Origin of the sequence: Curtobacterium sp. MR_MD2014, from assembly GCF_000772085.1 — a bacterium.
Classification (GTDB): Bacteria; Actinomycetota; Actinomycetes; order Actinomycetales; family Microbacteriaceae; genus Curtobacterium.
The window spans coordinates 2,505,357-2,530,146 of the sequence record NZ_CP009755.1 but is presented as its reverse complement, the minus strand read 5'-3'; the positions used below and the strand labels follow the sequence as shown (position 1 = coordinate 2,530,146).

Sequence of the window (24,790 nt, the reverse complement as noted above, 5' to 3'; positions counted from 1 at the left end):
GACCGACCACGATTGACCGCGTGACCGTGCTCGCCCCGAACCAGCCGCTGACCGAGTCCGAGGTCGCCGCGATCAAGCGGGACTTCCCGATCCTCCAGCAGGAGGTGAACGGGCAGCCGCTCGCGTACCTCGACTCCGGCGCGACGGCCGAGCGGCCGCGGCAGGTGCTCGACGCCGAGCGACGGTTCCTGGAGCACGACAACGCGGCCGTCCACCGCGGTGCGCACACGCTCGCGGCCCTGAGCACCGACGCCTACGAGGACGCACGGGCCACGGTCGCCGGCTTCGTCGGGGCGTCGTCGCCGTCCGAGGTCGTCTGGACGGCGAACGCCACCGACGCGCTGAACCTCGTGGCGTACGGCATCGCCAACGCCAGCCGCGGACGCGGGGGAGCGGCGGCGGAGCGCTTCCGCATCGGTCCCGGCGACGAGGTCCTGGTCACCGAGGCCGAGCACCACGCGAACCTCGTGCCGTGGCAGGAGCTCGCCGCGCTCACCGGTGCGACCCTGCGCTGGGTCCCGGTGGCCGACGACGGCACCTGGACCGCCGAGGACGCGGTCTCCCGGATCACCGAGCACACGAGGATCGTGGCGTTCGCGCACGTCTCGAACGTCACCGGCATGGTCGCGCCCGTCGCCGCGGTGGTGGCAGCGGCCCGCGCGCACGGCGCCCTCGTCGTCCTCGACGCGTGCCAGTCCGCGCCGCACCGGCCCCTCGACGTGCAGGAGCTCGGCGTCGACTTCGCCGCGTTCTCCGGGCACAAGATGCTCGGGCCGAACGGCATCGGCGTCCTGTGGGGTCGCGGGGAACTCCTCGACGCCCTGCCGCCGTTCCGCACCGGTGGATCGATGATCACGACCGTGACGATGGAGTCGTCGGAGTACATGCCGGCGCCCGAGCGCTTCGAGGCCGGGACGCAGCCGGTGTCCCAGGCCGTCGCACTCGCCGAGGCGGTCCGCTACCTGCAGGCCATCGGCATGGAACGCGTCCGCGCCCACGAGGAGCACCTCGCCCGCCGGATGCTCGACGGTCTGGCGGCGGTGCCGGGCATCCGCGTCGTCGGCCCGCCCGCCGGGGTGCCGCGCTCCGGACTCGTGTCCTTCGACGTCGACGGGGTGCACGCCCACGACGTCTCGCAGTACCTCGACGCGCAGGGCATCGCGGTCCGGTCCGGGCACCACTGTGCCCAGCCGCTGCACCGTCGGCTCGGACTCGTCGCGACCAGCCGGGCGAGCACCTACGTGTACACGACCGAGCAGGACGTCGATCGCTTCCTGACCGCCGTCGGCGAGGTCCGCGGGTACTTCGGAGCGGCCTCGTGAACGGCCTCGACTCCCTCTACCAGCAGGTCATCCTCGACCACGCGAAGGCGCGGCACGGCGACGGCGTGCTCGACGGCGCCGACGCGTCGCACTTCGAACGGAACCCCACCTGCGGCGACGAGATCACCGTCAGCGTGCGGCTCGAGCCCGGGTCGGACCGCATCGCGGCCATCGGCTGGCAGGGCGACGGGTGCTCGATCTCGATGGCCTCGGCGTCGGTGCTGACCGACATGGCCGTCGGCCGGACCGTCCCGGAGCTGCTCGAGCTCACCGAGTCCTTCCGCACGATGATGCGGTCGCGCGGGGCCGGGGAGCCCGACGAGGACGTCCTCGAGGACCTCGTCGCCTTCCACGGCGTCTCGAAGTTCGTCATGCGGGTGAAGTGCGGGATGCTCGCCTGGGTGGCTGCCGAGGCTGCCGTCCGCGAGGCCACCGCGGTCTGAACCGGTCCGGTCAGCTCCCAGGAGCGGCACCGACGTGTGCGAGCACGACCGGGTCGCTGCACCCCCGGGCGAACCCGGCGATCCGTCGGTCGATGTCGCGTTGCAGGACGAACGCGCCGATGCGCTCGGCCAGCGGTGCGAGCCAGGCGGGTCGGCACGTGAAGTTGTAGCGCCACACCGCCAGCGTGCGGCCCGGCTCGCCCTCCACCGGCGTGAAGCGCCACCCACCGCCCATCTTCTCGAAGAACCACGAGCCCTTCGTCATCTTCATGCCGACGTTCGAGGGCGGGTTGTACGAGACGTACTCGCTCTCCATCCGCAGGCCCGAGCGCTGCACCGTGAAGGTCCGGACGCCCTTCGCCGGCGCGTCGGCGCCGATGAGGTGCTGTCGACGGATGAAGGGGTCCCAGCGCTTCCGGACCGGTCCCTGCACCTGCGACACGGCGAAGGCGACCGCGACGGGGACGGGGACGACGCAGCGGGACTCGACGACGGGCACGCCGCCATGCTGCCACGCGAGATCGACTCAGGTCCGAGGCGCCGTGCGTCGGGCGGGCGTCACACGGCGTCACCTCACGTGACGCGTCGGGCTGCTGGACGTAGCTTCGCCGCGTGACCTCGACGAACGAGACCCGGCAGATCCGTTTCAACGCGTTCGACATGAACTGCGTCGCGCACCAGTCCTCGGGGCTGTGGCGCCACCCCCGCGACCGTTCGCGGCACTACAACGACCTGTCGTACTGGACGGACCTGGCGCAGCTGCTCGAGCGCGGGCGCTTCGACGGCATCTTCATCGCCGACGTCCTCGGCACCTACGACGTGTACGGCGGGACGAACGAGGCCGCGCTCCGCACCGGTTCGCAGGTGCCGGTGAACGACCCGATCCTGCTCGTCTCCGCGATGGCCGCCGTGACGGAGCACCTCGGCTTCGGCATCACCGCGGGCACCGCCTACGAGCACCCGTACCCGTTCGCCCGGCGCATCTCGACGCTCGACCACCTGACGAAGGGCCGCATCGGCTGGAACGTCGTCACCGGGTACCTGCCGAGCGCCGCGCGCAACATGGGGCAGACCGACCAGCTCTCCCACGACGACCGCTACGACGTCGCCGACGAGTACCTCGAGGTGCTCTACAAGCTGTGGGAGGGCTCGTGGGAGGACGACGCCGTCGTCGAGGACCGCGAGACCGGTGTCTTCACCGACCCGTCGAAGGTGCACCCGATCGAGCACCACGGCACGCACTTCGACGTCCCCGGCATCCACCTGACCGAGCCCTCGGTCCAGCGGAGCCCCGTGGTCTACCAGGCGGGCGCCTCGCCCCGCGGCATCCGCTTCGCCGCCGAGAACGCCGAGGCGGTCTTCGTCGGCGCGCCGACCATCCCGCAGCTCGCCGCGACCGTCGGCAGGATCCGTGACGCCCTGGAGGCCGCTGGTCGCGACCGCTACGCCGCCCGCGTCTACACGCTGCTCACCGTCATCACCGACGAGACCGACGAGGCAGCCCAGGCCAAGTACCGCGACTACCGGTCGTACGCGTCGGCCGAGGGCGCGCTCGTGCTCAACTCCGGCTGGATGGGCGTCGACCTGTCGCAGTACGACCTGGACGAGCCGCTCGGCAACATCGAGTCGAACGCGATCCAGTCGGCGGCGGCGAACCTGTCCGCGGCGACGGGGGAGGACGGGTCGAACTGGACGGTCCGGGACATCGCGGAGCACACGGCGATCGGCGGCCTCGGTCCGGTGGCCGTCGGTTCCGGGGCGACGATCGCCCAGCAGCTGATCGACATCCAGGAGCAGACCGACGTGGACGGGTTCAACCTGGCGTACGCGGTGACCCCCGGCACGTGGGAGGACGTCATCGAGTTCGTCGTGCCCGAGCTCCGCGCGCGCGGTGCCTACCCGGACGAGTACGTCGAGGGGTCGCTCCGTCACAAGCTGCACGGCCGCGGCGACCGGCTGCCGGAGGAGCACCGCGGCGCCCGGTACCGGGTCGGCTCGCGGGCGACCGTCTGACCGATCGCGCGGCGGGCTCCGACCTGACCGCCCGTCGGGGCGTGCGACGTATGGTGGTCGGGTGATCGGGTCGTCCTTCGTCGTGCGCACCGCGGACGACGAAGCGACCGCGGCCGCGTGCATCGCGCTCTGGGTCGCCGCCGTCGCGGACCGGGACGGGGTGCCGGCCTCCGACGCCGTGCGCGCACGTGCGCACGAGAAGTTCGCCGCAGAGCGGGTGGCCCTGGTGGTCGCCGACGACGGCGGCGCCCCGCTCGGGTTCGCCCTCGTCACCGCACCCGGCACCGGCGGCGCGCCGAGCGACGGCGCGTACCTCAGCCTCCTCGCGGTCGCGCCGGCGGCACAGGGGCACGGACTCGGCCGTCGACTGCTCACCGCCGCGGTGGACGCCGCCGCAGCCGCCGGGCACGACCGGTGCGAGCTGCACGCGCTGGACGACAACGCACCCGCCCTCGCGCTCTACACGAGCGCGGGCTTCCGACCGGTCGGTGACCCGTTCCCGCACGCGCTGAACGGCCGTCCGACCCGGGTCTGGCAGGCGGCCTCCGTTCGGTGAGGTGAGGCTCACCTCACCACGAAAGCCCTGATCAGGCTTGCCTCACCTTGCTGGCGCGAACCGCTCGGGAGTGGTTCGATGGCCGTCATGTCGACCGCTTCGGACCTCTCGCTCCCCACCTCCGAGCACGACGACGCCACCAGCGCCGCGCGGCTCAACTGGCTCCGGGCCGGGCTGCTCGGCGCGAACGACGGCATCGTGTCCGTCGCGGCCGTGCTCGTCGGGGTCGCCGGAGCCGGCGCGGGCACGGGACCGATCGTCGCCGCCGGCACCGCGGCGCTCGTCGGCGGGGCGATCTCGATGGCCCTCGGCGAGTACATCTCGGTGAGCGGTGCCCGCGACGCGCAGCGCACCGGGCAGGCCGCCGAGCAGGCGAAGCTCGAGGCCGACGCCGAGGACGCCCCGGCGCTCGCGGCGCACTACCGGTCGCTCGGGGTCGAGGGGGACGTCGCGGATGCCGTCGCGCGGGAGCTGACGCGGCCAGAGGTCCGTCGTCGCCGCGCGGAAGCGGCCCTGCACGACGCCGAGGACGAGATCGTCAGCCCCTGGCGTGCCGCCTGGGTGTCGGCGGCGACCTTCACGGTCGGCGCACTGCTGCCGTTCCTCGCGATGCTGCTCGCGCCGGAACCCCTCCGCGTGCCGGTCACCGTGACCGCGTCGCTCGTCGCGCTCGCCCTGACCGGCACGACCGGTGCGGTGCTCGGCGGTGCCCGTCGGGGTCGCGCGGCGCTGCGGGTGGTCGTCGGCGGGGCGCTCGCGCTCGCGGCGACCTACGTGGCCGGGGCGCTGCTCGGGACGCACGCGCTCTGACCGGACGGGCACGGTCGAGTCTGCGATCGCGATCATCGACCACTCGCGTCAGGGCGATGCGCTCCGGGGAGCGATCCGAAACCGTCCCCGCTCGTGGCGTCAGGGAAGCTGCGGTGGGGCGATCAGTTCGAGGAAGCCGCCGAGCGCCCCCTCGAGGTAGATGATCCGTGTGCCGGTCCGGGCGCCACTGGTCATCTCGTGCGGTTCCCCGACGGGCCGCCAGCCGTGTGCTGCGCAGAGGTCGAGCACGCGGTCGAGGTCCGAGACGGTCAGCGCGATGTGGACCGTGCCGGTGTGCGCGGGGGAGTCGGATGCTCGACCCGAGCGGGGAGGGTCGTACTGCAGCAGTTCGATCCGTTGGTCCCCGAGCGTGACCGTGGCTGCACGGATGGTGGATCCCTGGACACCGGTGGTCGCAGTCGTGGTCCGCGTGTCGAGCGTGAAGGTCCGTCCGAGCGCGAAGCCGAGACCGGAGCACCACAGCACCAGCGCGTCGTCGAGGTCGTCCACGGTGAGCCCGGCGTGAGCGACGTCCGAGACGAGTGGTGCTGTCATCCGATCAGTATCGCGCTCCACCGGACAGCTCGGCCCACGGGCACTGTCGTCGCGATCACGACGTGCGAGCAACCGGAGCCGAGGGGCACGGAACGACGACCTTCGTCGCACCGGGAGTACGTGGTCGAGGAGAGGGCGGGATGCTCCTCGCTGCCGTGGTCGAGGACCTCGGACCGCCCGGCCTGGAGCGCACGCTCCCGTCGACCGAGATGCACACGGTCTCTCCGCGCAGTTCGGCTTCGCACCGTCGGCTGACCCGTCCGAGCTCATGGTGCGCGTCCGGTGATCGATGGTCCAGGGCCACGGGTGTGAGGTGGACGCATGCAGATCGAAGAAGCCCTGTTGCCCACACGGTCCGCGTCGGTCGTTGCCGGGTTCTTCGACCGACTCGGGTGTGAGGTCGAGCGGGACGGTCCGAGCGTGACCGTGGCCATCGGCCTGAGCCGGCTGCGCTTCGTGGAGAGCGACTTCGAGGGCGCGCACCACCTCGCGTTCACCATCCCGACCGGGTCGTTCGACCTGGCCCGCCGGTGGCTCGGACAGCGCGTGCTGCTCCTGTCGGTCGACGATCGGACGGAGTTCGGAGGACCCCCGTCGTGGGACTCGCGGTCGATGTACTTCGACGGCCCTGATGACCAGGTACTGGAACTCATCGAACGTCGAGCCCTGCCTCCCCGAGAGGTGGATTCCTTCGCCGCTGACGATCTCGTCTGCGTGAGCGAGATCGGCGTGGCAGTCCCGGACGTCCTCGCCGCGGTCGCGACCCTGCGAGCAGCAGACCTCCAGCCCTACGGGAACGAGCCCACCAGCGAGTTCGCTGCCGTCGGAGACGTCGACGGTCTCCTCATCCTGGTCACCCCCGGCCGCGCGTGGTTCCCGACCAGCACGCGTCACGTCGCGGACACCGCCGTCACGGTGCGCACCTCCGTGCAGCAGGAGGTGACGCTCGGTGCTGGGAAACGCCTCCGGCCCGTGACTGCTGGTCTCGGCGGACGTCCGGTGACCGACTGAACAGCTGGAAGGATGCGAGCATGCCGTGGCCGCGCGCCGTCCCGCTCAGCGCAGACCGTCTCTGCCTCGAACCCCTGACCGTCGAACACGCCGACGTGATGGTGGACGTGCTCGCGCCGGTGGAGCTGTACCACTTCACCGGCGGCGGACCGCCGAGCCTGGAGGAACTCCGTGCGCGCTACACCCGTCAGGTCCGGGGTCGGTCCCAGGACGGCACCGCAGGGTGGCTGAACTGGATCATCCGCCCCCGCCAGGGCCGCGCGCCGATCGGGTTCGTGCAGGCGACCCTGCACCGGACCGCCCAGGTCACGACGGCGGACCTCGCCTGGCTCGTCACGCCGAGCGGGCAAGGGCACGGGTTCGCGACCGAATCCGCGGAGCGCGCAGCGACGTGGCTGCGCTCGGTCGACGTGCGGGAGCTCAGGGCGCGGATCCACCCGGAGCACGGAGCCTCAGCACGTGTCGCCCTGCGGATCGGGATGCACCCGACGAGCACCCGTTGCGACGACGAGGTCCTCTGGCGGGAGCGACCACCAGCAAGCGACGAGCGCTGACGCGGGACTCGGTACCCGATCGGCTACTCGGACAGCAACGACCGGCGGCGTTCCGCTTCGTCGAGTCGCCAGCGGCCGATGGCAGCCGCGATCCCTGCGGGGACCGAGACGGCCAGTGGGTACTGCCAAGTGAGGTGGTCGTCCTCGAAGGCCAGCAGGAGCACCTGCATGCCGATCGCGGCGAGTGTTCCGCCGAGGACGGCATGTGCGCTCACACGGACGGCACGGCTCCGAGTGCGTCGGAGCGCGCGGCCGAGGAGCTGGGTGAACGGCAGCGCCACGGCAGCGCCGACGGCGGCGATCACGGCGAAGACGACGATGAAGACGACGACGAACAGGAGGGCGCTGGCGGCTCCGTCGAGCGAGACACCGCCCCGGATGGCGATGACGATGCAGGTGATGACCGCACCGGTCGGAGCGACAGCTCCAGCGAGCCAGATGTAGCTCGTCAGGACGAGCTTGTAGGTCGTCGCCCAGGTCCACGGTTCCACAGCAGCAACCATGCCGCATCGTACGATCTCAGGCGACGTGTTCTTCCCTCGGTGCCGGGTGCCAGCGGAAGACGTCGAGGAGACGGGACAGGCCCGGCGTCCGTGACGCCAGGACGAAGACCGCGTAGCCGAGGACCCCACCGACGGTGTTCCAGATGAAGTCGTTGACGTCGGCGACGTGGCCACCGGAGAAGAGCCGCTGCGCAGCAAGCTGCAGCAGTTCGATCGCCAGGCTCACCGCCGCGGCGGCGAGGAGGACCTTCCACCAGGACGGGCGGCGCATCAGGAGCGGGATCAGGACGCCCAGCGGGGCGAACACGACCACGTTGGTCACCGCGTCCGCAGCTTCGTAGTCGGAGAACGGGATCAGCGCCAGCGCTGGCGTCCACGGCTCAGCGTCGGGGAGTGGATCGAGGAACACGGGGAAGACGGTGTTCGCGAGGATGCCCGCGGCGTAGACAGCGATCACCCCAGCGACGGTCGCGCGCTGCCAGGTGAACCGTCCGGACCGGAGCAGGAACACCAGGTGCACGACGAAGACGATGATGCCGAAGACGGATGCAACGGGCAGGGCGGGGACTTCGCCGTACGGAATGTCTGACATCAGCACGACACTACGGGGCAGCCGGAGGACGGGGGACTGTCGTGCGTTCCCGTCGAGTCCTACCCTGGTGCGATGAAGGGTCCACGGTTCACCCGCCTCGCGGCCGCCGCTGGCCTGGTCGCGGTCCTCACCGGTTGCGCGACCCAGGCGCCGCCTGCTGACGGTCCGGCGATGAAGTCGCTGCAGCTCCGAGCCGTCGTGTCGGAGGTCGAGGAGGCGTGCACTGCGCCGCCGGTCACCACTGACGTCGCAGCGTCGGCGTGTGACCAGGACGGCGCGACCACCTACCGGTTGGCGAAGTCGCTCGGGTCGATCACGCCGACCTCCGCGCACCTCTCCGACGGCGAAGGCGCGGGCGGGTCGATCGTGTTGCAGTTGGACAGGACCGACAGCGATGTCCTGGCCTCGGCCACCCGCGAGACGATCGACGAGCGCATGGCGATCCTCCTCGACGGCAGGGTGATCTCGGCGCCCCAGGTCATGGAACCCCTCACCGGCGGTGAGGTCACCCTCGCGTTCGGGTCGTCCGCCGAAGCTCGCGAGGTCGACGACCGCCTCCGCGCGACGACGTCCGAGGACTCCCGGTAGCCGGTCCCTCCCGGAACCGCCCGGTGAGAGGATCGGGCATGCCCACCGCCACTGCGCTGCTCGTCATCGACCTCCGACCAGGTGCAGTTCCGTCCCGGTCGGTGAGTGGAGGCGCACCGGGTCGACGTCGGGAGTGACCGCTCCTCGTACACTCGCCGGATGGACCAGGACACCGTCCTCGAGCACATCGCCGAGCGATCGCGGGTCGTGGGGCACCCGCTGGTCGTCGGCATCTCCGGCTTCTGCGGCTCCGGCAAGTCGACGCTCGCACGCGGCCTCGTCGCAGCACTGCCCGATGCCGTGCGGCTCCGCGGCGACGACTTCCTGGACCCCGCTCGATCGCACCGCCGTTCCTCGGACTGGGACGGAGTGGAGCGCGACCGCCTGGTCTCGACGGTACTGGAACCGTTCCGAGGAGGACGGCCCGGGCACTTCCAGCGGTACGACTGGGCACGGCGGGCCCTCGGTCCCGAGGAACCGCTCCCGCAGGCGAGGATCCTCGTCCTGGACCTCATCGGACTCTTCCACCCCGAGGCGTTGCCCGCGATCGACGCGACCGTCTGGTGCGACGTCGACCTCGACACCGCAGCTCGCCGCGGTACGGCCCGCGACCGGGCACTCGGCCGCAGTCACGACGCGCTCTGGCGCGACGTCTGGATCCCGAACGACCGGGACTTCGCGCAGCGCTTCGCGCCCCGCGACGCTGCCGACCTGCTCGTCGAGCCGTCCCGCTGACCCGTCCGCCTCTCGACGTGGACGCGACCCGGCGCCCGCCGTGACCGGCGGGGCGGCCGCGAGCCGTGCCTCCAGACCGGTCACGAGCCGGATGCGGTCAGGCCCGGTCCAGTTGCCGGAGCTGGGCGACGTCCGGCCACGGCGCCCACTTCGCCCGCGGCGCGTGCAGCAGGTACGGCTGCGGCGTCGGGTAGGTGACCATCTCGAGCGTCGACCCCCACGGGGTGCGCGTGTAGACGAACCGGTTGCCCTCCCCGGCCTCCTCGCCGCGCAGCGGCCGCGGGTCCGAGTTGCGGACGGCACCGGCGGACTCCGCGCGGGCGAGGGCTGCGTCGAGGTCGTCGACGTACAGCGCCAGGTGCTGCCACCCGAGGTCCGACGGGTGCGCGGCGGCGCGCTGGTCGGGCCCGCGGTACTCGAAGAGCTCGAGTCCGGGTCCCTCGGGCAGCGCGAGCATGCGGATCGCGCCCTGCGCCATCGACGACGGGATGCCGAGGTAGCGGTGGGCCTCCGGTGTGCCGTTCGGCTCGTCGGTGGTCCGGCGCACGTCGTACAGCACGACGGCGTCGAAGGCGTTCGCGAAGAACGCCGTGGCGGCCTCCACGTCCGGCACGGTGACGCCGACGTGGTCGATCCGGATGCCCGTGGTCATCCCTCGATGATGGAGCCGGTCGGGCGGCCTGGACGGGCTTGGGGCAGGACCTGCGGCGTTCCCTGCGGCATCCCGCAGCTGCCGCCCGGAACGAGCGTTCCAGCGGCTGTCCGTGTCACACGACCGTTACACGAGGGAAACGGGCGACGCGAAGTGCCTTCGTAGCGTCGTCCTCGAGCGGGGACCCCCGCCGCACACTCCCACGGAGGACGCCTTGGTCACAGAGATCGCGACCCCGGTCGCCGCGCCCCACGCCCCCCGGACGACGTCGTCGGCAGCCGCCGGCGCCGGCATCGTCAAGCCCGGGTACGACCCGGCGCTCACCAACGAGGACCTCGCCCCGCTGCGCGAGCAGCGATGGACGAGCTACAACATCTTCGCCTTCTGGATGTCCGACGTGCACTCGGTCGGCGGGTACGTCACCGCCGGGTCGCTCTTCGCGCTCGGCATCGCGAGCTGGCAGGTGCTCGTCGCCCTGGTCGTCGGCATCCTCATCGTGCAGGTGTTCGCGAACCTCGTCGCGAAGCCGTCCCAGCGCACCGGGGTGCCGTACCCGGTCATCAACCGCGCGGTGTTCGGCGTCATCGGGGCGAACGTCCCCGCCGTCATCCGCGGCCTGATCGCGACGGCCTGGTACGGCGTGCAGACCTTCCTCGCCGCGCAGTCGCTCAACATCGTGTTCCTGAAGTTCGTCCCGGGCACAGCGGCGCTGCTCGACCACTCGTTCCTCGGGCTCTCCGCGCTGGGGTGGATCTCGTACGGCATCCTCTGGGTCGCGCAGGCCGCGCTCTTCTCGATGGGCATGGAGGCGATCCGCCGCTTCATCGACTTCGCCGGTCCGGCCGTCTACGTCGTGATGATCGCGCTCGCCGTCTACCTCGTCGCCCGGGCCGGCATCGGCAACATCTCGCTGACGCTGCACACGGGCGCGCCCATGTCGTTCGGTGCCTCGATCCCGGTCATGCTCTCGGCCGTGGCGATCGTCGTCAGCTACTTCTCCGGTCCGATGCTGAACTTCGGTGACTTCTCGCGCTACGGTCGCTCGTTCCGAGCCGTCAAGCGCGGCAACCTCTGGGGCCTGCCGATCAACTTCCTGTTCTTCTCGGTGCTCACCGTGCTCTGCGCGAGCGCGACGGTCCCGGTGTTCGGCAAGCTCATCACCGACCCGATCGAGACGGTCCAAGCGATCGACGCACCGTTCGCGATCCTGCTCGGCGGCCTGACGTTCGTCACCGCGACGGTCGGCATCAACATCGTCGCGAACTTCATCAGCCCCGCGTTCGACTTCTCGAACGTCGCCCCGCGGAGGATCAGCTGGCGGACGGGCGGCATGATCGCCGCGGTCGGCTCCGTGCTGCTGACGCCGTGGAACTGGTACGGCAACGACCAGGCGATCCTCTACACGCTCGGCATCCTCGGCGCGCTGATCGGCCCGCTGTTCGGGATCCTGATCGCCGGCTACTACCTGGTCGCGAAGCAGCGGGTGGCGGTCGACGACATGTACACGAAGGAGCCCACCGCCCGGTACTGGTACCGCGCGGGCTGGAACCCGAACGCGATGTGGACCCTGCTGCTCGCCGGCGCGGTGTCGGTCGCCAGCGCGGTGCTGCCGCCCGCGACGGGTGTCCTGCCGTGGTTGAGCAACTACAGCTGGTTCATCGGCTGCGGGCTCGGGCTGGTCGTCTTCTGGGCGCTCGAGCGTCGGTCGCCGCGGATGCCGGTGCTGGCATCGGAGGATCCGACGGTCGACGACGGCGCGGCTGCAGGACGCGACTGACCGTCCGCCACACCCCTGCACCGACCCCGGCCGGGAGGCGCGACACGCCTCCCGGCCGGACCGTCGCCGCCCGGGTCCACCACCTCCTCCTCGTCCCCACCCCCGCCTGAGAGGCCCCGCTTGCGCATCCGCGTCGTCAACCCCAACACCACCCCGTCGATGACGGCCTCGATCGGCCGCGCCGCGGCCGCGGTCGCCGGAACCGGCACCGTCGTCGAGGCGGTGACGCCCATCACCGGACCCGCCTCGATCGAGAGTCACTACGAGGAGGCCCTGGCGGTCCCCGGGCTCCTGGAGCAGATCGCGCTCGGCGAGCAGGAGGGTGTCGACGCGTACGTCGTCGCGTGCTTCGGCGACCCGGGTCTCGACGCCGCGCGCGAGCTGGCCGTCGGGCCGGTGCTCGGGATCGCCGAGGCCGGCTTCCACGCCGCTGCGATGCTGGGGCGCCGGTTCGGGGTCGTCACGACGCTGGCGCGCACGACCGGACGGGCGTGGGAGCTCGCGGAGCGCTACGGGTTCGCGTCCCTGGTGACCGAGGTCCGTGCGTGCGAGGTGCCGGTGCTGCAGCTCGACGATCCGACGTCGGGCGCCCGGGAGCTCGTCGTCGAGGAGTGCCGCGCCGTGCTCGCCGGCGGCGCCGATGCGGTGGTGCTCGGCTGCGCGGGCATGGCCGCGTTCTGTGCCGAGGTCTCGCGCGAGATCGGTGCGCCGGTGGTCGACGGGGTGGCTGCGGCGACGGTGCTCGCGGAGTCGCTCGTCCGGCTCGGGCTGCGCACGGGCAAGACCGGCGAGTACGCGCCTCCGCCACCGAAGCCGGTGACCGGGCTCCTGTCCGGGTTCACGCTGCAGAGGTCCGACGTCTCCGCGCCGATCGTGCTCGCGGGGGCCTCGGCATGAGCGCCGCGGTGGGCGCCGACCTGGTGCTCCGCGCTCGGCGGGCGTGGGTCGACGGCGTCCTCCGCCCGGCCGCGGTGGTGGTCCGCGACGGCGTGGTCGACGCGGTCCTGCCGTTCGGTGCCGCGGTCGCGGCCTCGCTCGACCGCACCGTGCCCGACGAGCACGTGCTCCTGCCCGGGCTCGTCGACACGCACGTGCACGTCAACGAACCCGGTCGCACCGAATGGGAGGGCTTCGCCTCGGCCACGCGGGCGGCGGCCCTCGGCGGCGTGACCACGATCATCGACATGCCGCTCAACTCGATCCCGGCCACGGTCGACGTCGACGCCCTCGCGGTGAAGCGGGCGAGCGCCGCGGGCCGGGTCGCGGTGGACGTCGGGTTCTGGGGCGGCGCGGTCCCCGCGAACGCCGGAGCACGCGGTCCGCTGCACGACGCCGGGGTCTTCGGCTTCAAGTGCTTCACCGCGCCGAGCGGTGTGGACGAGTTCCCGCACCTCGACCCGGTACAGCTCCGAGCGGCGATCGAGGAGGTCGCCGAGCTCGACGCCCTGCTCATCGTGCACGCCGAGGACCCGGACCACCTCGTGCCGCACGAGACGCTCGGCGGACGGTACGCCGACTTCCTCGCCACCCGTCCGAGCAGCGCCGAGCAGTCCGCGGTCGCGCGGGTCCTCGACGGCGCGCGGTCGACGGGTGCCCGCGTGCACGTGCTGCACCTGTCCGACGCCGGGGTCCTCCCGATGATCCGCGCCGCGAAGGCCGACGGGGTCCGGGTGACCGTCGAGACGTGTCCGCACTACCTGGCGTTCGAGGCCGGGTCGATCCCGGACGGCGCGACCGAGTTCAAGTGCTGCCCGCCGATCCGCGACGACGCGAACCGCGACGCGCTCTGGGCGGGGCTGCTCGACGGCACGATCGACTGCGTCGTGTCGGACCACTCGCCGTCCACAGCCGACCTGAAGACCGACGACTGGGGGTCGGCGTGGGGCGGCATCGCCGGACTCCAGGTGGGCTTCCGGGCGGTCTGGACCGAGGCCGTGCGCCGGGGGCTCCCGCTCGACGCCGTCCTGCCCTGGTTCACGACCGGCCCCGCGGCGATCGTCGGCTTCCACGACCGCGGTCGGATCGCGCCGGGTGCGGTCGCGCACCTCGCCGTCCTCGACCCGGCGGCCGAGGGCGTCGTCGAGGTGTCGGCCCTGGCCCACCGCAACCCGGTGTCCGCGTACGCCGGCCTGCACACGCTCGGGGTCGTCACCGAGACCTGGCTCCGCGGGCGGCTCGTGGCGACGGCCGGCCACGGGGTCACCGCCGTCGAGGGGGTCCTGCTCGACCGCCCCGCGGCGCCGCAACACGCACGAAACGGACGTTTCGCTACGCTCGTTCCCGGAACGGAGGCATCATGACGCAGCCAGTCAACCCACCCGCCCGACTCCTGATGGGACCGGGGCCGATCGACGCCGACCCCCGCGTGCTCCGCGCGCTGTCGACCCCGCTCGTCGGGCAGTACGACCCGTGGATGACGACGACGATGACCGCGACGCAGGAGCTCTACCGCCAGGTCTTCGGGACACGGAACGACGCCACCGTGCTCGTCGACGGCACGTCCCGCGCGGGCATCGAAGCGGCCCTGGTGTCACTGCTCGCCCCGGGGGACCGGGTGCTCGTGCCGGTCTTCGGACGCTTCGGGCACCTGCTCGCCGAGATCGCGACCCGTGCCGGTGCCGAGGTGCACACCATCGAGACCGCGTGGGGGCAGATCTTCCCGCCGTCCGTGATCGAGGACGCGGTGCGCCGGGTCCGACCGAAGGTCCTGGCGATCGTGCAGGGCGACACCTCGACGACGATGAACCAGCCGCTCGACGAGCTCGGGGCGATCTGCGACCGGCACGGCGCCCTCCTCTACACCGACGCGACGGCGAGCATCGGCGGCAACCCGCTCGAGACCGACGCTTGGGGCATCGACGTCGTGAGCGCCGGCCTGCAGAAGTGCCTGGGCGGCCCCTCCGGCACTGCACCGATCACCCTGTCGCCGCGTGCCGTGGCCGTGCTCGACGGTCGCCGCAGCATCGAGGCCGGCATCCGCGAGGCCGACGACGTCGTGTCCGACGACCCGATCCGCTCGAACTACCTCGACCTCGCGATGATCCTCGACTACTGGGGCCCGCGGCGCCTCAACCACCACACCGAGGCCGCGTCGATGCTCTACGCCGCGAACGAGTGCGCCCGCATCCTGCTCGAGGAGGGGCGGGACGCCGTGGTCGAGCGCCACGCGATCGCCGGTCGCGCGATGCTCGCCGGGGTCGAGGCGCTCGGACTGCAGGTGTTCGGTGACGTCGCGCACAAGATGCACAACGTGGTCGCCGTGGAGATCCCGGACGGCGTCGTCGGCGACGAGGTCCGCGGCGCGATGCTCGAGGACCACGGCATCGAGATCGGGACCTCGTTCGGGCCGCTGCACGGACGGGTCTGGCGCATCGGCACGATGGGCTACAACGCCCGCAAGGACACCGTCGTGCGCACGCTGGCCGCCCTCGAACACTGCCTGCGCCGGGCCGGGCACGCCGTCCCGCAGGGCGCCGGGGTCGACGCCGCGCTCGACGTCCACGCCGGCCGCGTCGCGCCGGTCGGGGCAGCCCTGTGACGACGACGACCGGACCCGCGACGGCCGAGGCCCCCGCGGCGCCGACCGCGAGCACCCGGGCGATCGCCGACGCCGCGACGATCGTCCGGTGGTGCGACGCGCTCGCCGGGATCTCGCAGGACGACGGACGCACCACCCGCGTCTACCTGTCGCCGGAGCACGCCCGGGTGAACGCCGTGGTCGCGGAGTGGATGCGCGACGCCGGACTCCGCACCTGGCAGGACGCCGCGGGCAACCTGCACGGCATCGTCGACGGTGCGACGCCGGACGCACCCGTGCTGCTGCTCGGCTCACACCTCGACACCGTGGTGGACGCCGGCCGGTACGACGGAGTGGTCGGCGTGCTCATGGCGATCCGCACGGTCGCGCGGCTCACGGCCTCCGGCCCGCTGCCCTTCGCGCTGCAGGTGATCGCGTTCTCCGACGAGGAAGGGACGCGCTTCGGCAAGGCACTGTTGGGCTCGTCGGCCGTGGCGGGGGTCTGGGACGACGCGTGGTGGGACCTCGAGGACGGCGACGGTGTCACGCTCCGCCGGGCCTTCACCGACTTCGGGCTCGATCCGGAACGCGTCGGCGAGGCGGCACTGCCCCCGGAGCGGCTCGTCGGCTACCTCGAGGCGCACATCGAGCAGGGCCCCCACCTCGAGCAGGCGGGGCAGGCGCTCGGTGTCGTCACGAGCATCGCGAGCGCCCGGCGGTTCACCGTCGAGGCCGTCGGCGAGGCACGGCACGCCGGCGGCACCCCGTACGAGCGGCGTCACGACGCGCTGCTCGCCGCGGCCGAGGCGGCGCTCGCCGTCGAGCGGATCTGTCGCGCCGAGCAGCACGTCGGCACCGTCGGCACGATGTCCGTCGAGCCCGGGGCGGTCAACGTCGTCCCCGGCCTGGCCCGGTTCAGCGTCGACCTGCGGGGGGAGTTCGACGAGGGACGTGACCGCGTCTGGGAGTCGATCACGGCGGTCTTCGACGAGATCGGAGCCCGTCGTGGCGTGACCGTGTCGCCGACCGAGGTGCACCGTGCCCCGGCGGTGTTCTGTGCCCCGGCGTTGATGGACGCCGTCCGTGCGGGGATCGCCGCGACCGGGGAGGCCACACCAGCGGAGCTCTTCTCGCGCGCCGGGCACGACGCGATGTCCCTCGGGCTGGTCACCGACGTCGCGATGCTGTTCCTGCGCAACCCCGACGGCATCAGCCATCACCCGGACGAGTTCGTCTCCGAGGACGACGTCGCGCTCGGCCTCGACGCGCTGGCCGTCGCCGTCGAGCGCATCGCCGACGACCGTGCGGAGACCCGGTGAGCGCCGCGCCGGACGTCCGTGCCCGGGTGGACGCCGTCTGGGACCGCCTGTCGCCCGCGGAACGCCGGGTCGCCGCGATGGTCCGGCACGATCCGGAGCTGCTGCTCGTCGGCACCTCCGCCGAGCTCGCGGCCGAGTCGGGCACGTCGAAGGCCACCGTCTCGCGGCTCGTCCGGTCCCTGGGGTTCCAGGACGCCGCCGAGGTCCGCCAGGAGCTCATGTCCGCGCGGGGGAGCGGCCTGCCGTGGGCCGCCGAGGACGCCGCGCACGTCGACCAGCGGGCCGTCGAGGCACGCAACCTCGACGCCGCGTTCGCCTCGCTCGCCCGGGCCGACCGCGTCCGGCTCGCCCGCCGGATCGTCCGTGCCCGGCGGGTGCTCGTCTTCGGGGAACGCGGCGCGCACCCCGTCGCCATGCAGCTCCGGTCGCAGCTGGCCCAGGTGCGACCGGACGTCCGGATCGGTCCGGCACCGGGGCAGCGCCTGGGCGAGGAGGTCGCCGACCTCGACCGCCGCGACCTCGTCGTGCTCGTCACGGTCAGGCGGCACGCGGCGGGTGCCGAACGGCTCGTGCGGCACTGCGTCGCGACCGGCGCCGACGTGGTCGTGCTCGGCGACCCGACCGCAGCCGTGATCGCGGCGCCCGCGGCGACCGCGGTGCTCTGCCCGGTGGACTCGCCGTCGGCGTTCGACTCGATGGCGGCGCTCTTCGCGGTCGTCGCAGCGATCGCGAACGACGTGTACGAGGCCTCCGGGCCGGCAGGGCGTGCCCGGGTGGACGCCGTGGCGGCGGCCTACGACGCACTCGGGGAGCTCGCCCCCCGCTGACCGTCCCCGTCCCGCTCGAGCTCGTCGCGCAGCGATGCGTTGCGCGCGGCGATCAACCGCGGCAGGTAGCGGGCGAGCGCTACCCGCTCGGCCAGCCAGCCGAGCGGGCCGAGGGGCGCCCGGAAGACGACCTCGTCGACCATCCGCGTCCCGTCGGCCGACGGCTCGAACCGGTGCTCGTGCCGGAACCGGGCGAACGGACCACGCACCTGCTCGTCGACGAAGCGACCCGGAGCCTCCAGGGCGGTGACCCTGCTCGTCATCGACCAGACGATCCCGAAGTGCCGCGCGCGCCACGTGACGCTCTCGCCGAGCCCGATCGTGCCGGACGTCGTCCCGGCCACGGCGCGTTCGTCGGTATCGGCCATCGAGCGTTCGTGCGCGCCGATGTCGAGCGACAGCGCGAAGACGCGCTCCACCGGAGCGGCGATCTCGGTGACCACCCGGAAGGCGACGGTCACGCGTCCGGCCAGACCTGCGGCACCGTGCGGTCGTCGTCGCGCAGCACCGCGGCGAGCAGCTGGTCGTGGCGGGCGCCCCGGTGCACGACGGCTGATCGGGACCGACCCTCGAAGCGCATGCCGATCCGCCGGGCCGTCGCGGACGACGCGGCGTTCGTCCCGAGTGCGCGCCACTGCACCCGCACCAGGCCGAGCCCGTCCGGCGGTGCGGCGAACGCCCACGCCAGCACACGATCGGCGGCCTCGGCCATCAGGCCCTGCCCGCGGCCGTCGGGGTGCAGCGCCCAGCCGATCTCGCCGGCGCCGTCCACGAAGCCGAAGACGCCGACGGTACCGAGCAGCCGGGGGTCCTCCGCACGGCGGATCCCGAAGTCGTACCGGGTGTCGTCACGCCACCCGACCTCGACCAGGTCGAGCCACTGACGGGCCTCGGCGTGCCCGTACGGCACGGGGACCGGGGTGAACGCGATGACGTCCGGGTCGTTCGCGTACGCGATGACGGCCTCCGCATCGGCTGGACCCGGCGCGGAGAGCACGAGCCGGTCGGTCCGGAGCGTCACGGGGAGCACACCGCGAGCCTAGCGACGGCGCGACCACGCGGTAGCGTCGGCGACATGACGTCTGACACCCTCGCCTTCCCGGTCATCGACGGACACAACGACCTCCCGTGGGAGCGCCGCGAGTCGCACGACTCCGGCGTCGAGGGCATCGACCGCGGACAGGGCACGCTGCACACCGACCTGCCGAAGCTCCGGGCCGGCGGTGTCGTGGGCCAGTTCTGGTCGGTGTTCGTGCCGTCGGACGACCCGGACCCGGTGCGCACCACCCTGCAGCAGATCGACACCGCGCACCGGATCATCGCGCGGTACCCCGACGACCTGACCTTCGTCCGCACCGCTGCCGAACTGCGCACCGCCGTCGACGCCGGACGGATCGCGTCGCTGCTCGGCGCCGAGGGCGGGCACTCCATCGGCGACGACCTCGCGGTGCTCCGGTCCTTCGCCCGGCTCGGCGTCCGCTACATGACGCTGACGCACAACGACGACACGACCTGGGCCGACTCGGCCACCGGCGCCCGGGCACACGGCGGCCTGACCGACCGCGGACGCGAGGTCGTCGCCGAGATGGAGCGGATCGGCATGCTCGTCGACCTGTCGCACACCGCGCCGGCGACGATGCGCGACACCCTCGACGTCGCGACGCAACCGGTCGTGTTCAGCCACTCGTCCACCGTCGCCGTCGACGACCACCCGCGGAACGTGCCCGACGACGTGCTTGCCCGGCTCGCCGACAACGGGGGCGTCGTGATGATCACCTTCGTGCCGAAGTTCGTCTCCCGCGCGTGGGCCGACTGGGAGGAAGCGGGGTCCGAGGGGGAACCGCCGCTCGTCACGGTGGGGGACGTCGCCGACCACGTCGACCACGCCCGTGAGGTCGCGGGCGCGGCCCACCTGGGCCTCGGTGGCGACTACGACGGCACGCCCGTGCTGCCGTCGGACCTGCGGGACGTGTCGCGGTACCCGGTGCTCGCGGAGGAGCTGCGCCGACGCGGCTGGGGTGACGACGACCTGCGGGCGCTCGCCGGGGGGAACGTGCTGCGGGTCCTCGAGGCGACGGACGAGCGGTTCGCGCGGAGCGCGCTGCGCTGAGCCGCGCGGGCGCGGGCGCGGTGGGGCAGGGGTGGCCGGGAGGCGCGGTGTGCGCCCGCCGTGTCAAGGGGCGTCATCGACAGGGGAACACCGGGCGCCGTCGCTAGGATCGCGAGCGGACCGCAGCGCCGCCACCGACGGCGTGAGAACTCGACCCGGAGGACGACAACGGATGACCGGCACCATCTACGACAACATCTCGCAGGCGTTCGGCAACACCCCGCTCGTCCGGCTCAACCGCCTGCCGAAGGCCGACGGCGCCGAGGTCCTCGCGAAGCTCGAGTTCTACAACCCGGGCTCGAGCGTCAAGGACCGCCTCGGTGTCGCGATCATCGACGCGGCCGAGGAGTCCGGCGAGCTGCGCCCCGGCGGCACCGTCGTCGAGGGCTCGTCCGGCAACACCGGCATCGCCCTGGCGCTGGTCGGCGCCGCCCGCGGCTACCGCGTCGTCATCACGATGCCCGAGACGATGAGCGTCGAGCGGCGTGCCCTGATCCGTGCCTTCGGCGCCGAGATCGTCCTGACCCCGGGTTCCGAGGGCATGAAGGGCGCCGTGGCGCGCGCGGGCCAGATCGTCGACGAGACCCCCGGCGCGATCCTGGCCCACCAGTTCGAGACGGCCGCGAACGCCGCGATCCACCGCAGGACCACGGCGGAGGAGATCCTCCGCGACACCGAGGGCCACGTCGACGTCTTCGTCGCCGGTGTCGGGACCGGCGGGACGATCACGGGTGTCGGTCAGGTGCTCAAGGAGCGCGTGCCGGGCGTGCAGATCGTCGCCGTCGAGCCAAAGGACTCCCCGCTGCTGACGGAGGGCAAGGCGGGGCCGCACAAGATCCAGGGGATCGGCGCCAACTTCGTCCCCGAGGTCCTCGACCGTGAGGTCATCGACGAGGTGTTCGACGTCGAGCTCGACGACGCACTCCGGGTCGCCCGCGCGCTCGGGACCGAGGAGGGCATCCTGGCCGGCATCTCGTCGGGCGCGATCATCCACGCCGCCGTCGAGATCGCCGCCCGTCCGGAGAACGCCGGCAAGCGCGTGGTCGCGATCGTGTGCGACACCGGCGAGCGCTACCTGTCCACGCCGCTGTTCGAGGGACTCACTGCGTGACGCGTGCCGTCCGACGCGGCGTGCTGTGGCGGGTCCGCGAGGACCTCGCTGCGGCACGCCGCGGTGACCCCGCTGCCCGGGGTGACCTGGAGAACGCGGTGGTCTACTCGGGGCTGCACGCGATCTGGACCTACCGGTTCACGCACCGGTTGTGGCTCGCGCGTGGTCTCCCTGGATCCCGGTTCGCGGCCCGGGTGGTCGCGCAGGTCGCTCGATCGATCACGGGCATCGAGATCCACCCCGGCGCCCGCATCGGCCGGCGCTTCTTCATCGACCACGGCCTCGGCGTCGTGATCGGGGAGACGGCGGTCATCGGTGACGACGTGCTGGTGTTCCACGGCGTCACGCTCGGCGGGCGCGGGGGCGAGCACGGTCCGGGGCGGCGGCGGCACCCGACCGTGGGTGACCGCGTGGTGCTCGGTGCCGGGTCGTCGCTGATCGGCGCGATCACGATCGGCGCGGACTCCGTGGTCGGCGCGAACACGGTCGTGACGAAGGACGTCCCCGCGGGCTCCGTCGTCACCGGCGTCGCCGGTACGGCCCGGCCGAGGTCGGGGCACGAGGGCGTCCCGACGCTCTGACCGCGGGCGGCCGCGGGCGGCCGCGAGCGCCGGGCGATCGAGCGCCCCGGTCGACCGAGCGGTCCGTCGCCGGGCTGGCCGGCCGCTCGGTCCGTCGGACGTCAGCTCTTCTCGCAGGCGATCCCGTCGCCGTCGCGGTCCATCTTCTTGTTGGCCCCGTAGAGCGCGTCGTCCTTCTTGACGGTGCCCTTGAGTGCGCGGTAGGTGGTCTTCCCGCCGGAGGTCACCCGGTTCTTCGTCACCGACTTCTTCGCGATGCCACCGGAGTACACCTTGTGGACGGCGGTGCAGTTCGCGTAGGTCTTCGGCGCGGCGGAGGCGGTGGTCGCGCCGCCGAGCACGACGGACGCGGCGAGAGCGGTGGTGACGGCGGCGACGCCGAGGCTGTGGATGATGCGCACGGGTTCTTCCCCTGGGACGGGTCGTGACCGCTCGCGCGGCCGCCGCGTCGGGTGCACGGCGGACCGAGCGTACCCGAGCAGCACTCATTCCTTGATCCCCCCGAACGAGGCGTGTGCGGCATGCTGGTGCGATGGACGGCGCAGCACTGCACGAGGTGACCTTCCGGACGGCACTGGCCCTGCCCGCGGTCGAGGAGACGCAGCCCTTCGGCGAGCAGTCCGTCGTCCACAAGGTGGTCGGCCGGATGTTCGTGCTCGCCACGACGTTGCGCGGGGTGCCCATCGTCAACCTGAAGTGCGCGCCGCCGCACGGGGCGGCACTCGTCCGCGACCACGCCGAGATCAGCCCGGGGTGGCACATGGACAAGCGTCACTGGATCACGCTGTCACCGGGGGACGGTCTCGACGAGACCATGGTCGAGGACCTCGTGGCGAACTCGTACGACCTGGTCGTCGCCGGTCTCCCGCGGAACCGGCGCCCCCTCGACCCGGCAGCGCGCCGTCGGGCGGAAGGGTCAGACCCGGCCGCGCGCGAGGACCTTCGCGAGGTCACGGACGACCGTCGGGGCGAGTCGGTCGCCGGAGTCCAGCACCGCGCGGGCCCGCTCGGCTGACGGGCCGGCCGAGATCTCGCCGATCGTGACGCCGTGCTCCGGGCGGTGTGTGACGACCACCGGGTCGCCGGCTGCCACCGGTCCGCTGTGCAGGACCCGGAGGTAGGCACCCGGCCGGTTCTCCGCGGCGAACCGCTTCACCCAGCCGGGGATCCCCATCCGGCGGGCGAAGGTCCCGCACGGCACCCGTGGGATGGTCACCTCGAGTTCGAGCGTCTCGCCGATGCGCCACCGCTCGCCCGTGACGGCACCCGTGACGTCGACCCCGCTCGTGCGGAGATTCTCGCCGAACAGCCCGGGTGGGACGTCGCGCTCCAGGGCCTCGGCGAAGTACGCGGCGTCCTCGTCGGCGTAGGCGTACACCGCCTGGTCCTCGCCGCCGTGGTGCTTGCGGTCCGCCTGCACGTCGGCGTGGAGCCCGAGCGGGCGGACACGGACGGGCCCCACGACCGGGCGCTTGTCGATGGCGGTGATGCCGATCGTGCCTGCGTCGCGGAGCAGCTGGTCGACGCGGCAGACGGCGGTGACGTGGCTCATGCCCACATCCTGGCGCACCGGGGTCACGGAGCCGAGCCCACCGTCGTGCGCGGCCACCCGCCCAGACTTCCTCCACCACTGACCGGTAGAAGGGTGGTGTGCCGTACCAGCCCCTCGCCGACCTCGACGACGCCGTCCTCGCGGGCCGCTCGTCCGACGGCGACGTCCGGGCGTTCGAGGTCCTGATCCGGCGGTACACACCCCTGCTCCGGGCCTACGCCCGGCGGACCCTCGGATCGACCGACGAGCTCGACGACGTCGTGCAGGAGACCTTCATCACCGCGTGGAACCGGCTCGACGCGCTCGACGACGGCGCCAAGGTCAAGTCGTGGCTCATGCGGATCCTCAGTCGCAAGTGCATCGACCGCATCCGGGCGCGGCGCGAGCACCTCGACGTCACCGAGCTCGAGGTCGCGGCACCGCGGGACGACGCTCCCGAGCGGGTCGCCGAGGCCCGGTCCCGCGAGGAGGCGGTCGAGACCGCCCTCGCCGAGCTCCCCGAGGCGCAGCGGCGGTGCTGGGTGATGAAGGAGATGCTCGAGTACCGCTACGAGGACATCGCCGAGGAGCTCGACCTGCCGGTGTCGACCGTGCGTGGCCTGCTCTCGCGTGCGAGGAAGAACATGATCCGTCTCATGGAGGCATGGCGATGACCGGACCCGACCGCACGCGCCCCGACGACGTACCGCTCGACGCGCTCGAACCCGAGGACCTCGACGGCCACACCATCGACGAGCTCGCGGACTACCTGGACGCCGGGATGCAACCGGCCGACCCGAGCATCGACGACTCCGCGGCGTGCCAGAACGCGCTCGCCGCACTCGTCCGGCTCCGACAGTCGTCCCTCGGCTCGCTCGACACCGCCGCTGCTCAGGAGGCACCCGCGGACGAGTCGTGGATCGGCGGTGTCCTGGCGAACATCTCGCTCGAGGCCCGCGCCGGTCGCGACGTCCCGCTGCGCCCGTCCGTCCCGACCGAGCGTCCCGTGATGACCGAGGGAGCCATCCGGTCCCTGGTCCGGACGGCCGGGGACGTCGTCCCCGGTGTCGTGATCGCCCGCTGCGCGCTGCAGGGCGACGTCACGCTGCTCGATGCACCCGTCCGGGTCCTGGTCGAGCTGGCGATCCGGTCCGGGGCACCGATCCACGCCACCGCCGAGCACGTCCGCCAGGCCGTCGCCGAGATCCTCGCCGAGCAGACCGACCTCCGTGTCGCGGCGGTCGACGTGCACGTCCGTGACCTCCTGCCCCCGCTCCCGCCCGCGCACGACGGGGACCAGGCAGCGCCAGGAGCGACCGACGAGGAGGGCCGCGCATGAGCATCGACGACGAGACGGCCGCGGCGATCGAGGCCGCGGTCCTCGCGGCGCCCGGCGTCGCCGACCTGTACCGTGCGCGGCCGACCCTCGGCAGCGCGGTCGAGTCCGCCCGGCGGCTCGCCTCGCGTGCGCCGGTGTCCCGGGTGGTGCTCGACGACGACGTCCTCCGCGTCGTCATCGGCACCGACGGATCGGCTCCCGCGCGGGCTGCGGCGCGTGCGGCGCACGACGCCGCGCTCCGCGTCGCGAGCGAGCGCGGGCTCGCGCTCGGCCGCGTGGACGTGCGCATCGCGCGCGTCGGCTGACCGGACGGGCTCGCTCGCACGGCGGCAGGGCGACGACGA

General features: G+C 72.7%; 31 protein-coding genes. 22 read left to right on the top strand and 9 right to left on the bottom strand.

What is annotated here, in order from left to right:
* The first annotated feature begins 26 nt into the window (after window positions 1-26).
* Window positions 27-1,322, top strand: a complete 1,296-nt coding sequence (locus NI26_RS11680) for an aminotransferase class V-fold PLP-dependent enzyme (protein ID WP_066658533.1) — start codon at window positions 27-29, stop codon at window positions 1,320-1,322.
* The gene (sufU, locus tag NI26_RS11675) at window positions 1,319-1,765 is read left to right on the top strand and encodes a Fe-S cluster assembly sulfur transfer protein SufU (protein WP_066655467.1); all 447 of its coding nucleotides are present in this window, start codon (window positions 1,319-1,321) and stop codon (window positions 1,763-1,765) included. The genes NI26_RS11680 and sufU overlap by 4 nt, the downstream gene beginning before the upstream one ends.
* 10 nt (window positions 1,766-1,775) lie before the next feature.
* Here the strand turns inward: sufU and NI26_RS11670 are convergent, their stop codons facing one another.
* Complete coding sequence (locus tag NI26_RS11670; protein ID WP_066655465.1) at window positions 1,776-2,264, bottom strand: SRPBCC family protein; 489 nt, start codon at window positions 2,262-2,264, stop codon at window positions 1,776-1,778.
* A gap of 113 nt (window positions 2,265-2,377) precedes the next feature.
* Here NI26_RS11670 and NI26_RS11665 point away from each other — a divergent pair, with 113 nt between their 5' ends.
* From NI26_RS11665 to NI26_RS11655, 3 genes are all read left to right on the top strand, one after another.
* Complete coding sequence (locus tag NI26_RS11665) at window positions 2,378-3,778, top strand: LLM class flavin-dependent oxidoreductase (RefSeq protein WP_268746752.1); 1,401 nt, start codon at window positions 2,378-2,380, stop codon at window positions 3,776-3,778.
* Between the two features lie 61 nt (window positions 3,779-3,839).
* Window positions 3,840-4,334, top strand: a complete 495-nt coding sequence (locus tag NI26_RS11660; RefSeq protein WP_066655463.1) for a GNAT family N-acetyltransferase — start codon at window positions 3,840-3,842, stop codon at window positions 4,332-4,334.
* A gap of 87 nt (window positions 4,335-4,421) precedes the next feature.
* Window positions 4,422-5,144 (top strand): VIT1/CCC1 transporter family protein, encoded by a 723-nt coding sequence (locus NI26_RS11655; RefSeq protein WP_066658527.1) that lies wholly within the window; start codon window positions 4,422-4,424, stop codon window positions 5,142-5,144.
* Between the two features lie 99 nt (window positions 5,145-5,243).
* Here NI26_RS11655 and NI26_RS16940 read toward each other — a convergent pair whose 3' ends face one another.
* On the bottom strand, window positions 5,244-5,699 hold the full coding sequence (locus NI26_RS16940) for a VOC family protein (protein ID WP_066655461.1): 456 nt from the start codon (window positions 5,697-5,699) through the stop codon (window positions 5,244-5,246).
* 420 nt (window positions 5,700-6,119) lie between these two features.
* Between NI26_RS16940 and NI26_RS11645 the strand changes: the two genes are divergently transcribed.
* Window positions 6,120-6,710 (top strand): VOC family protein, encoded by a 591-nt coding sequence (locus tag NI26_RS11645; protein ID WP_144411347.1) that lies wholly within the window; start codon window positions 6,120-6,122, stop codon window positions 6,708-6,710.
* 20 nt (window positions 6,711-6,730) lie between these two features.
* Window positions 6,731-7,264 carry a GNAT family N-acetyltransferase gene (locus NI26_RS11640; RefSeq protein ID WP_066655455.1) on the top strand — a complete coding sequence of 178 codons (534 nt, stop codon included), beginning with the start codon at window positions 6,731-6,733 and terminating at the stop codon, window positions 7,262-7,264.
* A gap of 23 nt (window positions 7,265-7,287) precedes the next feature.
* Here NI26_RS11640 and NI26_RS11635 read toward each other — a convergent pair whose 3' ends face one another.
* Both NI26_RS11635 and NI26_RS11630 read right to left on the bottom strand, forming a co-directional pair.
* Window positions 7,288-7,767: a hypothetical protein gene (locus NI26_RS11635; RefSeq protein ID WP_144411346.1), complete on the bottom strand. Its 480-nt coding sequence runs from the start codon at window positions 7,765-7,767 to the stop codon at window positions 7,288-7,290.
* A gap of 16 nt (window positions 7,768-7,783) precedes the next feature.
* Window positions 7,784-8,359, bottom strand: coding sequence for a VanZ family protein (locus NI26_RS11630; RefSeq protein ID WP_066658524.1), 576 nt, complete (start codon window positions 8,357-8,359; stop codon window positions 7,784-7,786).
* A 72-nt stretch (window positions 8,360-8,431) separates the two neighbouring features.
* On the opposite strand from NI26_RS11630, the gene NI26_RS11625 reads away from it, so the two are divergent.
* Window positions 8,432-8,947, top strand: a complete 516-nt coding sequence (locus NI26_RS11625; RefSeq protein WP_066655450.1) for a SecDF P1 head subdomain-containing protein — start codon at window positions 8,432-8,434, stop codon at window positions 8,945-8,947.
* A 159-nt stretch (window positions 8,948-9,106) separates the two neighbouring features.
* Window positions 9,107-9,682 carry a uridine kinase family protein gene (locus NI26_RS11620; RefSeq protein WP_066658521.1) on the top strand — a complete coding sequence of 192 codons (576 nt, stop codon included), beginning with the start codon at window positions 9,107-9,109 and terminating at the stop codon, window positions 9,680-9,682.
* A gap of 97 nt (window positions 9,683-9,779) precedes the next feature.
* On the opposite strand, the gene NI26_RS11615 is transcribed toward NI26_RS11620, so the two are convergent.
* Window positions 9,780-10,334 (bottom strand): VOC family protein, encoded by a 555-nt coding sequence (locus NI26_RS11615; protein ID WP_066655448.1) that lies wholly within the window; start codon window positions 10,332-10,334, stop codon window positions 9,780-9,782.
* Between the two features lie 214 nt (window positions 10,335-10,548).
* On the opposite strand from NI26_RS11615, the gene NI26_RS11610 reads away from it, so the two are divergent.
* The 6 genes from NI26_RS11610 (at window position 10,549) to NI26_RS11585 (ending at window position 17,774) form a co-directional block, all read left to right on the top strand.
* Window positions 10,549-12,111, top strand: a complete 1,563-nt coding sequence (locus tag NI26_RS11610; protein WP_081984981.1) for an NCS1 family nucleobase:cation symporter-1 — start codon at window positions 10,549-10,551, stop codon at window positions 12,109-12,111.
* Between the two features lie 120 nt (window positions 12,112-12,231).
* Window positions 12,232-13,008 carry an aspartate/glutamate racemase family protein gene (locus NI26_RS11605; RefSeq protein WP_066655446.1) on the top strand — a complete coding sequence of 259 codons (777 nt, stop codon included), beginning with the start codon at window positions 12,232-12,234 and terminating at the stop codon, window positions 13,006-13,008.
* Window positions 13,005-14,411: an allantoinase AllB gene (allB, locus tag NI26_RS11600; protein WP_066655443.1), complete on the top strand. Its 1,407-nt coding sequence runs from the start codon at window positions 13,005-13,007 to the stop codon at window positions 14,409-14,411. The genes NI26_RS11605 and allB overlap by 4 nt, the downstream gene beginning before the upstream one ends.
* The gene (locus tag NI26_RS11595) at window positions 14,408-15,649 is read left to right on the top strand and encodes a pyridoxal-phosphate-dependent aminotransferase family protein (protein WP_066655441.1); all 1,242 of its coding nucleotides are present in this window, start codon (window positions 14,408-14,410) and stop codon (window positions 15,647-15,649) included. Before allB ends, NI26_RS11595 begins: the two co-directional genes overlap by 4 nt.
* Window positions 15,646-16,947 (top strand): allantoate amidohydrolase, encoded by a 1,302-nt coding sequence (locus NI26_RS11590; protein WP_066655438.1) that lies wholly within the window; start codon window positions 15,646-15,648, stop codon window positions 16,945-16,947. Before NI26_RS11595 ends, NI26_RS11590 begins: the two co-directional genes overlap by 4 nt.
* A complete protein-coding gene (locus NI26_RS11585; RefSeq protein WP_066655435.1) occupies window positions 16,944-17,774 on the top strand; it encodes a MurR/RpiR family transcriptional regulator in 831 nt (276 codons plus the stop codon). The genes NI26_RS11590 and NI26_RS11585 overlap by 4 nt, the downstream gene beginning before the upstream one ends.
* Here the strand turns inward: NI26_RS11585 and NI26_RS11580 are convergent.
* Window positions 17,741-18,235: an SRPBCC family protein gene (locus tag NI26_RS11580; RefSeq protein ID WP_066655433.1), complete on the bottom strand. Its 495-nt coding sequence runs from the start codon at window positions 18,233-18,235 to the stop codon at window positions 17,741-17,743. The genes NI26_RS11585 and NI26_RS11580 overlap by 34 nt on opposite strands.
* Window positions 18,232-18,804, bottom strand: a complete 573-nt coding sequence (locus NI26_RS11575; protein WP_066655430.1) for a GNAT family N-acetyltransferase — start codon at window positions 18,802-18,804, stop codon at window positions 18,232-18,234. The genes NI26_RS11580 and NI26_RS11575 overlap by 4 nt, the downstream gene beginning before the upstream one ends.
* Before the next feature lie 45 nt (window positions 18,805-18,849).
* On the opposite strand from NI26_RS11575, the gene NI26_RS11570 reads away from it, so the two are divergent.
* The 3 genes from NI26_RS11570 to epsC all read left to right on the top strand — a co-directional run bounded on the left by NI26_RS11570 (window position 18,850) and on the right by epsC (window position 21,576).
* Entirely contained in the window at window positions 18,850-19,884 is a 1,035-nt protein-coding gene (locus tag NI26_RS11570; RefSeq protein ID WP_066655427.1) for a dipeptidase, read from the top strand.
* A gap of 172 nt (window positions 19,885-20,056) precedes the next feature.
* Window positions 20,057-20,995, top strand: coding sequence for a cysteine synthase A (cysK, locus tag NI26_RS11565; protein WP_066655424.1), 939 nt, complete (start codon window positions 20,057-20,059; stop codon window positions 20,993-20,995).
* Window positions 20,992-21,576 (top strand): serine O-acetyltransferase EpsC, encoded by a 585-nt coding sequence (gene epsC, locus NI26_RS11560; protein ID WP_235426355.1) that lies wholly within the window; start codon window positions 20,992-20,994, stop codon window positions 21,574-21,576. Before cysK ends, epsC begins: the two co-directional genes overlap by 4 nt.
* Window positions 21,577-21,677: 101 nt before the next feature.
* Here epsC and NI26_RS11555 read toward each other — a convergent pair whose 3' ends face one another.
* The gene (locus NI26_RS11555) at window positions 21,678-21,977 is read right to left on the bottom strand and encodes an excalibur calcium-binding domain-containing protein (protein ID WP_200884105.1); all 300 of its coding nucleotides are present in this window, start codon (window positions 21,975-21,977) and stop codon (window positions 21,678-21,680) included.
* A gap of 131 nt (window positions 21,978-22,108) precedes the next feature.
* On the opposite strand from NI26_RS11555, the gene NI26_RS11550 reads away from it, so the two are divergent.
* Window positions 22,109-22,591 carry an MmcQ/YjbR family DNA-binding protein gene (locus NI26_RS11550; RefSeq protein WP_081984979.1) on the top strand — a complete coding sequence of 161 codons (483 nt, stop codon included), beginning with the start codon at window positions 22,109-22,111 and terminating at the stop codon, window positions 22,589-22,591.
* Here the strand turns inward: NI26_RS11550 and NI26_RS11545 are convergent.
* Complete coding sequence (locus NI26_RS11545) at window positions 22,493-23,128, bottom strand: MOSC domain-containing protein (RefSeq protein ID WP_066658512.1); 636 nt, start codon at window positions 23,126-23,128, stop codon at window positions 22,493-22,495. The genes NI26_RS11550 and NI26_RS11545 overlap by 99 nt on opposite strands.
* A gap of 98 nt (window positions 23,129-23,226) precedes the next feature.
* Here NI26_RS11545 and NI26_RS11540 point away from each other — a divergent pair, with 98 nt between their 5' ends.
* From NI26_RS11540 to NI26_RS11530, 3 genes are read left to right on the top strand one after another with little or no spacing between them, the layout of a single operon-like run.
* Window positions 23,227-23,781: an RNA polymerase sigma factor gene (locus tag NI26_RS11540; RefSeq protein ID WP_066655417.1), complete on the top strand. Its 555-nt coding sequence runs from the start codon at window positions 23,227-23,229 to the stop codon at window positions 23,779-23,781.
* On the top strand, window positions 23,778-24,446 hold the full coding sequence (locus NI26_RS11535; RefSeq protein WP_235426354.1) for an Asp23/Gls24 family envelope stress response protein: 669 nt from the start codon (window positions 23,778-23,780) through the stop codon (window positions 24,444-24,446). Before NI26_RS11540 ends, NI26_RS11535 begins: the two co-directional genes overlap by 4 nt.
* Window positions 24,443-24,751, top strand: coding sequence for a hypothetical protein (locus tag NI26_RS11530; protein ID WP_066655412.1), 309 nt, complete (start codon window positions 24,443-24,445; stop codon window positions 24,749-24,751). The genes NI26_RS11535 and NI26_RS11530 overlap by 4 nt, the downstream gene beginning before the upstream one ends.
* The last annotated feature ends 39 nt before the right edge of the window (window positions 24,752-24,790 follow it).